At 48.9% G+C, this 14,571-nt stretch carries 11 protein-coding genes and 1 riboswitch; of the genes, 2 read left to right on the forward strand and 9 right to left on the reverse strand.

What is annotated here, in order from left to right; translation table 11 throughout:
• Window positions 1-108: 108 nt before the first annotated feature.
• From DWY89_RS06270 to DWY89_RS06290, 5 genes are all read right to left on the reverse strand, one after another.
• On the reverse strand, window positions 109-1,200 hold the full coding sequence (locus DWY89_RS06270) for a substrate-binding domain-containing protein (RefSeq protein WP_181357250.1): 1,092 nt from the start codon (window positions 1,198-1,200) through the stop codon (window positions 109-111).
• 247 nt (window positions 1,201-1,447) lie between these two features.
• On the reverse strand, window positions 1,448-2,476 hold the full coding sequence (locus DWY89_RS06275; RefSeq protein ID WP_118523843.1) for a galactose ABC transporter substrate-binding protein: 1,029 nt from the start codon (window positions 2,474-2,476) through the stop codon (window positions 1,448-1,450).
• A gap of 25 nt (window positions 2,477-2,501) precedes the next feature.
• On the reverse strand, window positions 2,502-3,488 hold the full coding sequence (locus DWY89_RS06280; protein ID WP_182434509.1) for a substrate-binding domain-containing protein: 987 nt from the start codon (window positions 3,486-3,488) through the stop codon (window positions 2,502-2,504).
• Window positions 3,489-3,507: 19 nt separating this feature from the next.
• A complete protein-coding gene (locus DWY89_RS06285) occupies window positions 3,508-5,307 on the reverse strand; it encodes a sensor histidine kinase (protein ID WP_118523844.1) in 1,800 nt (599 codons plus the stop codon).
• Entirely contained in the window at window positions 5,307-6,935 is a 1,629-nt protein-coding gene (locus DWY89_RS06290; RefSeq protein ID WP_107001617.1) for a response regulator, read from the reverse strand. Before DWY89_RS06290 ends, DWY89_RS06285 begins: the two co-directional genes overlap by 1 nt.
• A 543-nt stretch (window positions 6,936-7,478) precedes the next feature.
• Between DWY89_RS06290 and DWY89_RS14590 the strand changes: the two genes are divergently transcribed.
• Entirely contained in the window at window positions 7,479-8,279 is an 801-nt protein-coding gene (locus DWY89_RS14590; RefSeq protein ID WP_022359240.1) for a hypothetical protein, read from the forward strand.
• A 44-nt stretch (window positions 8,280-8,323) separates the two neighbouring features.
• Window positions 8,324-8,429: riboswitch (TPP riboswitch) on the forward strand.
• Window positions 8,430-8,569: 140 nt separating this feature from the next.
• Here the strand turns inward: DWY89_RS14590 and DWY89_RS06305 are convergent.
• Complete coding sequence (locus tag DWY89_RS06305; protein WP_118523845.1) at window positions 8,570-9,310, reverse strand: L,D-transpeptidase family protein; 741 nt, start codon at window positions 9,308-9,310, stop codon at window positions 8,570-8,572.
• A gap of 89 nt (window positions 9,311-9,399) precedes the next feature.
• The gene (locus DWY89_RS06310; protein ID WP_243022763.1) at window positions 9,400-10,125 is read right to left on the reverse strand and encodes a DUF6198 family protein; all 726 of its coding nucleotides are present in this window, start codon (window positions 10,123-10,125) and stop codon (window positions 9,400-9,402) included.
• 300 nt (window positions 10,126-10,425) lie between these two features.
• Between DWY89_RS06310 and DWY89_RS06315 the strand changes: the two genes are divergently transcribed.
• Window positions 10,426-11,766, forward strand: a complete 1,341-nt coding sequence (locus DWY89_RS06315) for an MATE family efflux transporter (RefSeq protein WP_118523846.1) — start codon at window positions 10,426-10,428, stop codon at window positions 11,764-11,766.
• 292 nt (window positions 11,767-12,058) lie between these two features.
• Here DWY89_RS06315 and DWY89_RS06320 read toward each other — a convergent pair whose 3' ends face one another.
• On the reverse strand, window positions 12,059-12,955 hold the full coding sequence (locus DWY89_RS06320; RefSeq protein ID WP_118523847.1) for a transposase: 897 nt from the start codon (window positions 12,953-12,955) through the stop codon (window positions 12,059-12,061).
• Between the two features lie 474 nt (window positions 12,956-13,429).
• Window positions 13,430-14,323 carry a hypothetical protein gene (locus DWY89_RS06325; protein WP_118523848.1) on the reverse strand — a complete coding sequence of 298 codons (894 nt, stop codon included), beginning with the start codon at window positions 14,321-14,323 and terminating at the stop codon, window positions 13,430-13,432.
• Window positions 14,324-14,571: the final 248 nt, after the last annotated feature.

Raw genomic sequence — 14,571 nt, forward strand, 5'->3', positions numbered from 1 at the left:
TTCTCTCCTTTCATAAAATCGGGTGTGCCATCTGCACACCCGACACTTTATTCACTCCCCTGCAGGGGAGTGATATGTTCATAACCGTCCTTCTCTGAACAGCTACAATTATTTAATCATTTCCAGAATATCGCCAGCGTTCTCAGTTGTAACCTTTACATAGTCTACCATGTATACGTTGTCAACATCTTTGCCGTTTACGAAATCAAGAGCTTTGTCAGCTGCTGTATGAGCCTGTCCGAAGTAATCGTTGAATACGGTACCGGTCATCTTGTCGTTCATAACGTTCTCAACAACCTCAACCAGAGCATCAACACCTACCAGGTAGATATCTTTGTTTACAGTTCTTCCAGCTGCCTCGATAGCCTGCAGAGCACCAAGAGCCATAGCATCGTTGTTGCAGAATACAACATCGATCTTGTCGCCGTACTGGGACAGAGCGTTAGCAGTGATCTCCTGACCCTTTGTCTGATCCCAATCACCACGCTGCTTGGTCAGCTCTTCAACCTCTACGCCAGCTGCCTTTAAAGCCTCAACGGATTTCTCAGTTCTGTACTGAGCATCTACGTTCTCCGGATCACCCTGAACCATGATGTAACGAACAACGCCGTCGCCGTCTGCATCACCCTTGTTCTCAAGCTCAGCGATCTCTTCACCCTGATATGTACCGGACTGTCTAGCATCAGCACCTACATAAGTAGCTTTGATGCCGTCGTCAACCCAAGCCTGCTCTCTCTCAGCATCCGGCTCACGGTTGATGTAAACAACCGGGATACCTGCTTCGTTGCAGATGTTGGTTACATCCGGCTCAGAAGAAGCCTGAACCAGGTTGATGATCATAACATCAAATCCCTGAGTAACGAAGTTACGGATCTGGTTCATCTGCTCGGACTGGTCATTCTTACCATCCATGATGGAGATGTTCTCTGCCTTTAAGCCAAGCTCATCTACTAAATATTTCTGAAGTTCGTTTCTATACAGTGTCATGAAGTTATCAGCGAACTGGTAAATAGAAATACCAACTTTAACTTCTGCCGGATCTTTTCCTTCGATTGCTTCTTTAACAGTCTCTGCTGCGTCAGCTGCTGCTGTTGTCTCTTCTGCCGCTGCAGTTGTCTCTGCCGGTTTGCTGGAGCAAGCAGTTACGGAAAATGCCATTGCAGTTGCCAAACCAAGTGCTGCTACTTTTTTCAGTTTCATAATGTTTGTCCTCCCTTAAACTTGCGTATCCGTTTGCGCTGTCCGGATCCACCGAACAGTTAAATTTTCCGCATACACACATTATACAGTTTCGCCGATTCGTCATTTTTTCTTATCGACACCTTTATTATACGGATCGTTTGTACACTTTTCCATATAATTTTCTTGGTTCTTATATAAAATTTTTTTAGATCCTTTGTGATTTTATTCACATATTCTTGTTTTTCCGGTGTGAAACTGTGGGATTTTATGGTAAATCAGCAACAGTCAACGCTTTCTGACTGCATTGATAATAGGTTCCTTCCTCTAATTCGACCTTTTCCTGTACATTTTGACCAAGTGCCTCAGCGGCAGCTATCTCAAAAATCACTTCTGCATACTCGTCGCTGTCACACTGGACTGTTCCATACAGTTTTCCGCTCTTAAGCCCCTCGATTCCCTGCGGGGTTCCGTCGATGCCGACCACCTTGACGCCCCTTGTGTCACCGGCGCGTTCAAGCGCCTCGGCAGCTCCGAGCGCCATCTCATCGTTGTTGCAGATCACCACCTCGATCGCATCCCCGAACTGGCGGATCCACTGTTCCATCAGCGCCGCTGCCTGGCTCCGATCCCAGTTTGCCGAACCACCGGTCAGTTTTTCCAGCGGAATATCTCCGTCGCGCATCGTCTGCACCGACCACTCTGTGCGGATCAGCGAATCCTGATGGCTGCGCTCGCCCTCCAACATCACATATCCCACGGTTCCATCCCCATTTAAATCAAGACTGCCCGGATTTTCCTGATACGCATCCACCAGAAGCTCTCCCTGCAGAACCGCCGATTCCCGCGCGTCCTCCCCTACATAATAGAGGTGCTCCCACCGTTTCATGTCCTCCTCGACCGGTTCGCGGTTGAAAAATACGACCGGCGTCCCGGCATCCATCGCCTTGTTGATGACATACGATGCTGCTGAGCGATCCACCATATTGACGCAGATCGCATCGTATTCCAGGGAAAGGAAACGATCTACCTGGCTGTTCTGCGTATTTTGGTTTCCCTTCGGATCCATGATTTCCAGATTGACCTTAATGCCCGTCTGCTGCTCATATTCCTTCGCCTTTTCCTCCAGGCTGGAACGGATATTGTTGATAAAGGCATCCTCGCCCCGGTACAGCGTTACACCGATACGGATGCTCTTTTTTTCTGCCGGTTTTGCCGCGCTGCATCCATTTAAAAGAAGTGTGCCCACTGCCAGAAGTGCCAGCGCCATCTGAATGCTTTTTCCATTTTTTTTCATCTTTCTATTACTCCCTCCCGGATTTTTAATCAATCGGGTACAGCATCTTCTCATATTTCTTCGAGCGCAGCTCATCCTTCTCTATATAGTAGGATTCCAATGAAAGCTGGCTTCTCTCCTGCTCTTTTTCAATCGCCTGCACTGCTTTTTTGACCGCAAAATAGCCCGCGTCAAACTGGTTTGTCACCACCAGCCCCCGGATTGTCCCCTTGTCAAGCTGATCCAGCAGGGACGGCATCATCCCGACGCCGTACAGCCCGGAAATGTATTTTCCGTACACGCTGCTTCCGCCGACAATCTCTGCCGCCTCCGCTGTACTGGCGAAATCCAGTGCCGCCACCACCGCCGTGCCGCTGCCCGGATAAACTGTTTTTTCAATGACGGAACGATAAGTATCATCGGTGCCGCGCGGCACAATGGTATAGGAAAAGCCCTGTTTTTCCAGTACCTCCGTCAGCCCCCGCTTCATCTCCCCCGCCTTGCCGATATATGGGTTATCTGCAAAGATCCAGACAGGGAGAGCGGGACTCTGTTCCGCTGCAATCGCCTCGCCCAGCTTTCTCCCGGCTGCCGTCCAGTCCATATGAACCGCCCCCTTGACCTCCTCATCCGGCGATAATTCGCCCAGCAGGATAATCGGCGTTCCATATGTATTTTCTTCCAGATATTGACGGCATTCCAGCTCATCAACCGGCTCCAGTATCACTGCCCCGGCACCGTCTGCCGCTTCCCGGCGCACCAGCTCCATCTGCTGTGCCAGATTATCCTTTTCATACAGGGTAATAAAGCTGACATCTACATTATACTCAACCGCCGCCTGATCCACGCCCTTGCGGAAGTTGACGTAATCATCATCCGAAGTATCGCTGATAATCAGGGACACCGGGTAGACCTCCGCCTCTTTTTCCTTGATAATCCAGTCCGTGGAGGAAAGAAGATACAGCAAAACAAGTCCCATAAACAGGATTCCCCAGAGCACCAGCTCCCTTTTTTTTCTCACTCCATATCGCATTGATCTGTCTCCCCCACTTTTACACCTTCTTCTCTTCCAGCACTTTCTCGTAGGGCACTCCCGGAAGATGAATCTTCACCGCGGTTCCCTCATCCGGCTCCGACTCGATCGAAAGACCGTATTCCGCGCCGAAATACAGCTTGATCCGCTCATTGACATTGCGTACCCCGATGCCGGAGCCACGCTTGGACGCCACGTGCGCCGTATCGATAAAGAGGTTCCCGACCTGTTCCTCCGTCATGCCAAGCCCGTTGTCCCGCACCTCCAGATACAGCTCTTTTTCCTCCTGCCAGGCGCGCACGAAGATCTCGCCGTCGCCGTCCATATATTCCATGCCATGGTAGATCGCATTCTCCACCAGCGGCTGCAGCATCAGTTTTAAACTTGCAAGTTCCAAAACCTCATCATCTGACTCGATCGTGTAGGTAAACTTATTTTTAAACCGCATCTGTTGGATCATCAGGTAATTCCGGACATGTTCCAGCTCATCCTTCACGGTAATTAAGCTCTTGCCGCGGCTTAAACTGATACGGAAGAACCGCGCCAGCGCCGTCACCACCTTGACCGCCTCCGCTTTCTGCTCATTTTCAATCATCCAGACAATGATATCGAGCGTATTATAGAGAAAATGCGGATTGATCTGCGACTGCAGCGTATCAAACTCCTGCTTGCGTTTCGCCTCATGCTCACGCACAATATCCTGCATCAGGAGGCGGATCTGACCCGCCATATCACTGATCGATTTTCCCAGATGGCGGATCTCATACGAACCGCCGATGTACACCGGTGCGCTTAAATTGCCCGCCTCCAGGACGCCGACCGATTTTTCCAGCTCGCGGATCGGATTCGTGATCCTCGATGAAATATAAGAGTTAATCAGAGCCAGAATGCACAAAATGAGGGCAATGACAAATACGATAAAAAGCCGGGTTTTGATGGCGTTGAGCGACACGGCATTTTCCGGCGTCACCCCGACCACCTTCCAGCCTGTGTAGCCGATCGTCTTGACCGTCGCCATCCGCTTTTTTCCGGCAAATATCTCCTCATGATTTCCGTCCGAATAGCCGGCTGCCTGTCCATTGTTCTCCTGCACCCAGCCGGAATCCAGAAGCTGCATCTGCGGGTGGTAAAGAATCTCGCCATTTCCGCTGATCATATAGAAATAACCGCCGCGCCCCGTCGTGATGCCGCCAAAGAGCTGTTCCAGGCTCGAATAGCGAATATCGACCAGAAGGACGCCCTGCGAGGTCGAGGTTCCGTGTGTCAGTTCGACCGCCCGCGATAGCGAAATGACCCATCGGTATTGATTTTCCGCATTGTCAAACACATACTGTACGTGCGGCAGGGAAAAATGCTGGTTTTCCGTCCGGTTTAAGGCGCTCCGGAACCATTCTTCCTGCGTCACATCCACCTCATTTTTCAGACGCACCGCCGGGACTGCCTCCAGAAGCGCCCCATCCTCCGAAAACAGGGCAATATTCTCCACATTATCCTTATTATTATCGTAGAGAAGCGTAAATTCACTTCCAAGCGACTGGCTCGACAGATCGGCATTCTTGATCGTGCCATAATAAAGCGAGTCGGACAGCTTCATGATCGTGCGGAGATACGACTCCACAGAGCGCCCCACCTGCGCGATCAGGTTCTGGCTCTCCTCCTGTACTACTTCCGTGACCTGCCGTGACATTCTCTGGTACAGCGACAGGGAGATCAGCACACTCGCCGCCAGCGCCGTGATCGTAAAATAGATAAAGATCATCGACCGGATGCTGGCGTCGTCAAAGAGCTTTTTCTTCCAGATCGTCCTTTTTTTACCCATTATGCCTCCCCGCTCCGGTGTGCCGTGCGATACCGCGTCGGGGAAACACCGAATTTTTTCTTAAATACGTAACTGAAATAGTTCTGCTCCGGGTAGCCGACCTTTTCCGCGATGATATACGTCTTGTCGTCAGTTGCCATCAGAAGCTCGACCGCGCGCCCCAGCCGGACATCGGTCAGATAGGCGATGTACGCCTGTCCCGTCTCCTTCTTAAACATCGTTGAAAAATACGCCGGGCTCATATGCAGATGGCGGCAGATCTTCTCCACCGACAGATCCGGATCTTGAAAATTGTCCTGAATGTACTGCTTCGCCTCGCGGATCACGTTTTTTGTCGTATTGCTCCGCTCTTCTTCCATTCCGGCATTCATCTTGAGCGCCACCTCGGTCAGGTACGGGCGGACATTCTCCATCTTCTGGACGCGCCCCAGAATCTCGAAATAATCATTTTCCACGCCAAACATCTCGCTGATCCGCAGATCATACTGCTGGGAGAGCTGTGTCAGCACATTGATGATCGCAAGCACATACGCCTGATACTGGCGGTAATGCACCCGCGCATCCTCCATCCGGCTCACAATCCCGTCTATCACGGAACGGATCTTTTCCTTCGGTCCAAACTTGACTGCCGCTATAAGCTCCGACTCCATCCGGCTGTCGAACCGGAGTTTTTCATGCCCGGACGGCTCCATATCGCCGATGCAGATCACACCGCCGGAACCTGTGATCGCACGGTAACCGAGCGCATTGAGTGCCGTGTGGCACGGGCGGCTTAAATCCGTCAGCGAACTGCAGCTCTCACCCACGCCGATCGTAACCGATACCTCCAGAATTTTCTTCGTCTCCTTGCAGATATCGCCCAGCAGGGCAATCAGTCCGGTCTGCGTATTGTCTTTGTCGATCGCCACCAGAAGGATCGTCTCAAAGGAAGAGTGGAACACAATAAAACGGTACTGCCCTTCCAGTTTTTCCTCAATCAGATTGCGGACGGAAATCGGAATCAGCTCCCGCTGCTGATGCAGCGAAACTGCCTTGTCCACCTTCTCATCCGGTTCCAGATGGATCGCCGCAATCACCCATTTGACCGCACCCGCAACGTCGATCGCATATTCGTTCAGTTTTTCCTCAATCTGCGCTTCCTCCATGCCGCCGTGAATCAGGTCATTCAAAAAATGTTCCCGGATCGCCGGAAGACTCTTGATATAACTTTCCCTAAGCAGGGTAACATTCCGCTTCTGCTCGATCTCCTCATCGAGATTTTTCTTGATTTTCTTTAAAATCGCCGTCAGCTCTTCGACATTGACCGGCTTTAAAATATATTCGATCACATTGAGCTTGATCGCCTTTTTGGCGTACTCAAATTCATCAAAACCAGAAAAAATCACGATCTTGATGGACGGATATCTCTGCCGTATATTCTCCGCCATCTCCAGCCCGTCCATATATGGCATCCGGATGTCTGTCAGCACAACATCCGGCTCATTCTGCTCGATCTTTTCCAGCGCTTCCTTCCCGTTCTCCGCATCCCCGATCACCTCGAATCCGGCATCCTGCCAGTCGATTTTGCGTATGATGCTTGTCCGTACTTCCTCCTCGTCATCTACCAGCATGATTTTATATGGGTTCATATGGATTCGTCCTTTCAGTTCCTGATGCAATGTTGTTGTGAGCCAGTTTGTCTTAGGACTCTGGAGCTCTGCTACGGTATCCCCATTCCAGCTTTCCCTGACACCTCATGAGGAAGTGGCTGGGCAGGCTGGAATGAGGGGAATTTCTTTCTTTACATTATACCACATCTTTCTTTATTTGTGAGTTTGTGATTTTTCACTGGCAGGTTCCATTTTCTGTAAAGGCGTGCTTCGTCCCCGGGTGCGGGAACCCGGTTCCACACAGCGTCTGCATCCGGTCCGCCGTCCGCGGCAGGCGAGACAGTCTTCATCTATTTCATAAACGGCATTTCCATCAATGATCAGCCGGGTGTTCATAGTTCTGAATCCTTTTCTTTCTTATTTTTTATAATATACTATATGTGGTTTTTCCTGTCCCGGAGCTTTTTTTCTTTAAACATTCCCGTTCTTTTTCGGTTCCAAAAGTGCCTACCCGTGAACCAAAACGTCTTTTTTTCCTCTCATCTGCATATATTGAGACAAAGATTTGGGAGGTTTTTTTTCGTGAGCCAAGATGTTTCTCTCAAAATGACCGAGTTAGACCGCCTGACCTCACTCCCACATATGCAGCTTGTCAAGGCGGCGCTTCCCTATATTCACATCCCGGAACAGCGTTTTTTCTCCCTGTTTGTGAAATTCCGCGAACTAGAAAAGACGATGCAGCTATTTGCTGATCCGGCTGACGGTGAGATCGGAATCTGCTCGGTGGGCGAACGCGACAAGGATTCGCCGGTTGATATGCTGAAAGCGATCAAGCCGTATGGCACAGAGGAAGAGCAAAGTTCGATCGATCTGGTCTTAAATTTTATCGAAGGTTCCCGCCTCTATGAATCCTACTGGCAAAATATGCCGCAGACAGCATCCTTTCCGACTTCGCAAGATATCCAGAATGATTCACCCAATTCTGATGCAGTTCCGGCATCTGTCCTTTACCCGCAAGCCGAATATTCCCGCAGACAGAAAGAACCCACAGACCGTGCATCTGGCACATCCACTTCAAACAGACAGGAGGCACACACTATGGAATTTCAAAACTGGAAACAGGATCCGAGACTCCGCTCCATGGATCCAGACAAAATAAAACAGATGGAACAGTTAGCCGATCAGGCAAGAAACACGCCGCAAGACAAGCTTCTGCCGCTTCTCATGAGTCTCCGGGGCAGCAACGGTTCCCCGCAATTCTCAACCTCAGAAATGGACACTCTTTTTTCGATCCTGACAGACCAAATGCCCCCAGCGCAGAAACGGCAGGCGGAAATGCTACGGATGCTGAGCCGGCAGATGGGCGGGGCAAATAAATCATAAAACCAGAGTTGCCACTGCTATTTTTCCAAATCATGCTACAATTCATTTCGATAATGGGAAGCTTGTGATGCAGGCTGAGAGGAAACCAAAAGTTCCGACCCAAAACCTGATTTGGATAATGCCAACGTAGGGACAGATATTTTGAGACACCTGAGCGCCGGATATTGTCCGGCGTTTTTGGGTTTCATTAGGAAATTATGTCCTATGAAACAAAAAAACTCATCTGGGGGTTCCTATCTGCTTCCAGATAAAAATCCCCAAATGAGATCTGACTCTCACAGCCTATCTAATTAGTAATTTGCTAAATCGCTCTCATCCTGCACCACCACAATCTTCGTCCCGGTATCCACCTGGCACACAACCTGTTTCATATCTTCCTCCGGAATACTGATGCATCCGGAAGTTCCCGTATTATTCCAGCTCTTCGGGCAATGCAGAAAGATCGCCGATCCCTTTCCCGGTGTACACTCCGGATTATAATCCAGTACCAGGCCATAATTATACTGCGGCGCCTGCGCCATCAGATCCTCCGCCGAATTCCAGTCCTTCTGTACCTGCTTCGTATTTGCCAGCTTGTTATAATACTGGCTGTTTCCGTCATCCACATAATAATCGCCGTCCACGATCTGGTGATACGACAGAATCGTTCCCGGATTTGCCTTCAGGCCAAATGCCATCGTAAAGCGGTACACCCCCGCCGGCGTCTTCTTATCGCCCTCCTGCTTCTGCATCGTGATACCGTTCATGCCGCTGACCGCTTCTTTCGACATCACCTGCACCAGTTTTCCATCTGCATCGCGTTTATACCAGTCCAGACGGCTCTTCGCCGGATCCTGGCGGTTGCCAATCACCACAATCAGCTGCGTTGCATCCTTCGCCGCCTCCAGTGTATTTACATCCCCGTTGTAGCTTGCCGTAAGCGCCGGTCCTGTCGCTTTCTCCGCCGCCATCGCAGCCGCCGGAGCTGCCGCACTCATCAACATGCCTGCTGCCAATACTACCATTGCTTTCCGCTTCATTCTCAATTTCATCTTATTTATCTCCTATTATTTTATGTATCTGAATTTCACTCAAAAATCGGCTGCTTTTATCTTTCGCACACCTTTTTCCACACACTCTGTCAGTTCCTGCCACTTTCCAGTCCAGCCGCCTGCAGCATCGCCTTTCCAAAAATATGATGAAACAGCGCAATCACGCGCCCCACCAGCATGACAGCACAGACCGTTCCAATGCCGATTCCCACCGGTTTTCCCGCAAACAAAAGTCCCATAATCAGTGACAGAACAATGCAAAACGCATCCACACAGTTCTTCATCAGACCCGTGCCGATTCCAAAGGTGTCTGCAAACACCTGCACCAAACCATCGCCCGGATTTGGCACCAGCCGCATTGACAGGGACATCGCCGCGCCGATGCCTGTAAAAATCAGGGCAAGCATCAGCACTCCCAGGCGTCCTAAAAGTCCAGACGCCTCCGATCCGCATTCTTCTAACGACGGTATGCACACTGAAAATACATTCAGAAATCTTGTAAATACAATACTCAATGGAAACTGCAGCGCATCTTTCATAAGCAGGCTGCGTCCGGCTTTTCCTTTCTCCCGCAGATGAATCGCCGCCTGAATCAAGACAAAGATACCATACAGGACAAAGGTCATATCACCAAAATTCCGGTTCCAGATCACGGATGCCGCATACGAAAGTGAAATAATCGGCGACACTCCGAGTCCAGCTTTCGTATTGAGCGTAAGCCCCATCGCCAGAATCAGAAGCCCCATCAGATAAAAGCCCCACCGTGCTGCCCCGCTTCCCGTCGTTTTCTCCGTCATTTCCATGTTGTGATTCAAGATTTCCTCATCTCTTTTTCTTAATATTTGTTAAACCTATTCTATTATAGATCCTCCTCTTTCCACTTGACAAGCGCTTCCTGTATTCTAAATCTTCCAATTTTCTTACGAAATAAATATTCCAGCCTGCCTACATTCTACAGTCACAGCCTACATCTTACCATTGCGCTCCATTGAACCCACGACAAATTTCTGCTGCCACCAGATTATCTTACAGCACTTTCCGTTCTCTTTACTTTTTCCATCCCCTATGCTACACTAAACTCATGATTTTAGCTGTATCAAAGGAGTTTTATACATATGAAAAAAGATATGACCGAAGGGCGGGAATGGTCCTCCATCCTGCTCTTTTCCCTGCCCATCATGGGGGCAAACCTGCTGCAGGTTTTGTACAACCTCGCTGACAGCGTGATCGTCGGAAACCTCATCAGCGCGACCGCCCTTGGAGCCGTCGGACTGACCAGCTCCATGACCTGGCTTCTGACCGCCATCTGCACCTCCATCGGTGCCGGCGTCAACATCGCAGTCGCCCAGTATTTCGGTGCCAAAAAAGAGACGGATATACAGGAATCCATCTCCGTCTCCTATCTGATTGCCGTGATCGCAAGTATATTTTTAACTGCCGCCTGCTTTCTGGCAGCCCGTCCAGTTATTTTCGGCTTTTTGCAGGCACCGGAAGAAATGCGTTTCGACAGTATGGCATACTTTCTGATCTACAGCGGCGGAATTATTTTCCAGCTGCTCTACAATGTCACCTACGGCATCCTGCGGGCACACGGGGATTCGCGCGGCGCGCTCATTTTCCTGATGATCTCCGCCGCCCTGAACATTGTGCTGGACTGTGTGTTTATCTCCATCTTTCATATGGGCGTCTCTGGCGCGGCTGCCGCGACCGTGATCGCACAGGCAGGTTCCGCCATCGCCAGTTTCCTGTATCTGCGGCATATTTTCCCGGATCTGCTGCCGAAACGGCGTTATCTCTACGCCTGGAAGGGACAGGGGGCGCTGCTGATGCGCCTGAGTATTCCGATCATGCTGCAGACGGGCGTCAATTCGATCGGTTTCCTCATCCTGCAGCGTCTCATCAACTCCTTCGGCGCTCCCAGCATCGAGGGCTACGCTGCCATGCTGAAGGTCGAACAGCTCGCGCACATCCCGTCCCAGAGCTTTAACGTCGCCATTTCCAGCTTCGCCGGACAGAATATCGGCGCTGAAAAACTGGACCGTGCCCGCCGCGGCTACCGCACCACCATCCTGATGGGCGTCCTGATCAGTATCTCCATCAGTATCGTAGTTCTGCTTTTTGACCGGCCGCTTCTCCAGATCTTCAACATCACCGGAGAGTCCCTGCGGCGCGCAAAGGAACATCTCGACATCCTGATGTTCTTCATCTGGACCAGCACGATCACCAACATCACCTGCGGTTTTCTGCAGGGTGCAGGCGATGTCAAGATCCCGGCAGCTTCCGGCTTCATCAACCTGGGCATCCGCCTCGCGCTCTCCTTCCTGCTGGCGCTCACCCCGGTTGGCTTCCGCTGCTACTATGTGAGCATGCCGCCCGCATGGCTGATCGCCTGCTTCGTAGTTGTGATGCGCTACCGGAGTGGAAAATGGAGGGAGTTTCGGATTGTAAAAGAGTAAAGAAAAGGGATGGAAGAATTCACTTTGGGGGGTGATTTCTTCCATCCTTATTTCGTTTAGAGCTCTTTTTCGCGTTCTATCTATAGAAATTGCTTCTAAAACTTTAGCACACTGCTATCCATAAAACACAAACTCCATTTTTACCATGCACATTCCACTCCACGCGCACACCGCTGCTACCAGTGCACGGTATGTAAACACGATATGGATGTAAGCAAATCTGCGTATGCAATCATAAGCGCATCCGTCCAGTTATCCAGCTAATCCGCATATGTATAACCAACCGCCGCACCTATTCCTTAAACTTTTCCAAAATATTCCTAACTTCATCCACATCTATCTTCATCTGTTCTGCAATCTGGTTTTCTGTATATTTATCTCGATATAATCTATAAATTCCAAACACCCGTTTCTCACCCTGCTTCTGCCCTTCCCTTAATCCTTCCTTCTTACCTTCCGCATACTCTGCCTTCCGAATCAATTCCTTTTCCCGTTTCTCATCATATTCGAAAATACACACCTCTATCGCCTCCGTTCGATTCTTTCTTAGGAAATCAGCCAGTATATTTTCCTCAATACATTCCGTCACAGCCTGCTCTGCCGCCCAGTTTATGTCCTTATACTCTGCCGCATATTTACGAATCTTGTCAACCAGAAGCATATACTCTTTCAACAGGCAGCAAGTTTCCAGAATCCTCTGTTTTTTATCCAGATTAATATTCAATACCTTCACTATCAATTCCAGCTCTGGTTCATCTTCCTTCTGGCAGAATGAATGTGACAGTTTCAGAACACTTTCCGCTTCCCGCTCCTCTTCTCCATTGTAAAATACAACAAAGTGTGGGGTCGGCAATTCCACCAGCGTTGACGCATACAGCGTTTGATTCCGAATGAGCATCTGGTATTCTTTCGTCACATAAATCAGAAAACGTAGCGGCATATTCGGATTCCAGGTTGACTGGTGTTCATACAAATTCAACTGCATATCCAGCAAAAATGCCTGGTCATTTTTCATATTCATATAAACCGCATTTTCCAGCGTCACGATCTCCAACTCTTTTGCATCCGTATAATGTGAATGATTTACCGCATTATACAGACTCAACAGACTCTCTCTCGTACTGAAAATCATCCGAAACAACGTGTCCTTGTGATCCCGCCTTACTTTTACAGAATTCCTATTTCTCATTCATTCTCCCTTCTGACAGGAGAATTTCATTTCTTCATCATCCATCGAAAATCTCCTGCTCTTCAATTGTTGTTGACTTGGATAAGCATAAGATTTTCTTAGATTAATTTAGAACATTAGATACATTTGAATAGTTGATAAAGAAAAATATATGCTTGATAGGATAAATGTATCATATTCCCCCAAAGGATGCAAGAGAAATCCTCAATCATACATCAAAATTTGCAAATATTCATTTAGCAGATCAGGAGTACTCCTCTCTCGAAAAGCACCCCTGATCCATTTTTACTCATATTCCGTATTTTTCTTCTTCCCGGACATCCCTGCCATCACAATATTCAAGTCGAACGTCCGTGAGACTTGGCGCGTGATTCTGGTCAGCGAAGCTGACATATTCTTTACAGAATCACTGCGCATCCTCGCGGAGCGTTTATCTCAGTCGGAGAATGGACTCCCACTGAGACAAATTTGCTATTACTCACCACCTGAAGAGGTGGGAGTCTTCTCGACTGAGATAAACCAGAAAAACGGCTGCCTGCAGTTCATCAACGTAAAACTTTCCGCCAGCAGTGCCAGCACTGCCGCCCGCTGTGCCCGGTCGCAGCGAATCACATTTCTTCCAATCCAGTACACCAAAAAGGTAGTCGGAATCAATCCATACGAAAACCAGACATCAAAAAAGCTGGAATGAATCTCGTTGACATGAAACACATCAAAAACACCCGGACTCAAAAGTGCCTCAAATCCATCATATGGAATAAACCGCTCAAAAAATCCCTCTCCGGCTCCGCATAACAGATACTGCGGTTCTAACACCAGTCGTTCTGCGCTTCGATCATAAAGTAAATCATAGATATTTCCATTCGCCAGCTTCCATATCTTCTGTTGAATCCGCGAAAGAAGTGTATAATCCGTCTGGGAAACATCAAAATCCGCTCCCGGCGAAATCAAATACACGCCGACTGCCAGAAGCACCAAAAATGCGGCACCGCCAAACCACCAAACTTTCTTTTGCTTCGAATGACAACATTTATCCCAGAAAAACTGCCATGCAAGCACAGCAAAAAATACCAGTAAACCTACAGACATTCCGGTCGATTTTGCTTTAACAATCAAGAACACACCTACCAGAAACATTCCCCAAAAGCCAATACGCGCTTTCGCCGTATAAACGGCTTTCCGCCAGTACTCCATAAAAAGCACCAGCATCATGATAAAAATGAAAAATGCGAACTGATTCGGGTCGTTAACAGTTCCCACAAAACGTGATCCGCCCCAGGTTTCATAAAAATATCTGCCACGACCAGAAACAAGTAGCAACACCTGGAAAATCAAGTTGATGCGGCACATCCAGCAAAGTCCGTTCATGAACGACTCCGAATATAAAATTCGAAATGTCCAGATCAAAAATGCTGAATATATCCAATACAGCGTATGTAAAGGAAAACTTCTATTCAATGTCCAAATAAAATAGACTCCATTAATAATTATCGCAAATATCAAGAAGATGAGCCAAGGGAAATCTTCTTGGTACGAAACTTTTCTGCTGTTCTTTCGGACAGCACATAATGTAAGGAGCCCCGAAGCGGTGAAGAAAAGATCGGCTATTCCGATGC

Source organism: Clostridium sp. AF27-5AA, assembly GCF_003478415.1.
Taxonomy (GTDB): domain Bacteria; phylum Bacillota; class Clostridia; order Lachnospirales; family Lachnospiraceae; genus Otoolea; species Otoolea fessa.

Bases quoted from the DNA above. Each gene is read 5' to 3' on its own strand.
- DWY89_RS06270 (WP_181357250.1), bottom strand. From the start codon at position 1,200: ATGAAACTGAAAAAAGTAGCAGCACTTGGTTTGGCAACTGCAATGGCA.
- DWY89_RS06275 (WP_118523843.1), bottom strand. From the start codon at position 2,476: ATGAAAAAAAATGGAAAAAGCATTCAGATGGCGCTGGCACTTCTGGCA.
- DWY89_RS06280 (WP_182434509.1), bottom strand. From the start codon at position 3,488: ATGCGATATGGAGTGAGAAAAAAAAGGGAGCTGGTGCTCTGGGGAATC.
- DWY89_RS06285 (WP_118523844.1), bottom strand. From the start codon at position 5,307: ATGGGTAAAAAAAGGACGATCTGGAAGAAAAAGCTCTTTGACGACGCC.
- DWY89_RS06290 (WP_107001617.1), bottom strand. From the start codon at position 6,935: ATGAACCCATATAAAATCATGCTGGTAGATGACGAGGAGGAAGTACGG.
- DWY89_RS06305 (WP_118523845.1), bottom strand. From the start codon at position 9,310: ATGAAATTGAGAATGAAGCGGAAAGCAATGGTAGTATTGGCAGCAGGC.
- DWY89_RS06315 (WP_118523846.1), top strand. From the start codon at position 10,426: ATGAAAAAAGATATGACCGAAGGGCGGGAATGGTCCTCCATCCTGCTC.
- DWY89_RS06320 (WP_118523847.1), bottom strand. From the start codon at position 12,955: ATGAGAAATAGGAATTCTGTAAAAGTAAGGCGGGATCACAAGGACACG.
- DWY89_RS06325 (WP_118523848.1), bottom strand. From the start codon at position 14,323: ATGAACGGACTTTGCTGGATGTGCCGCATCAACTTGATTTTCCAGGTG.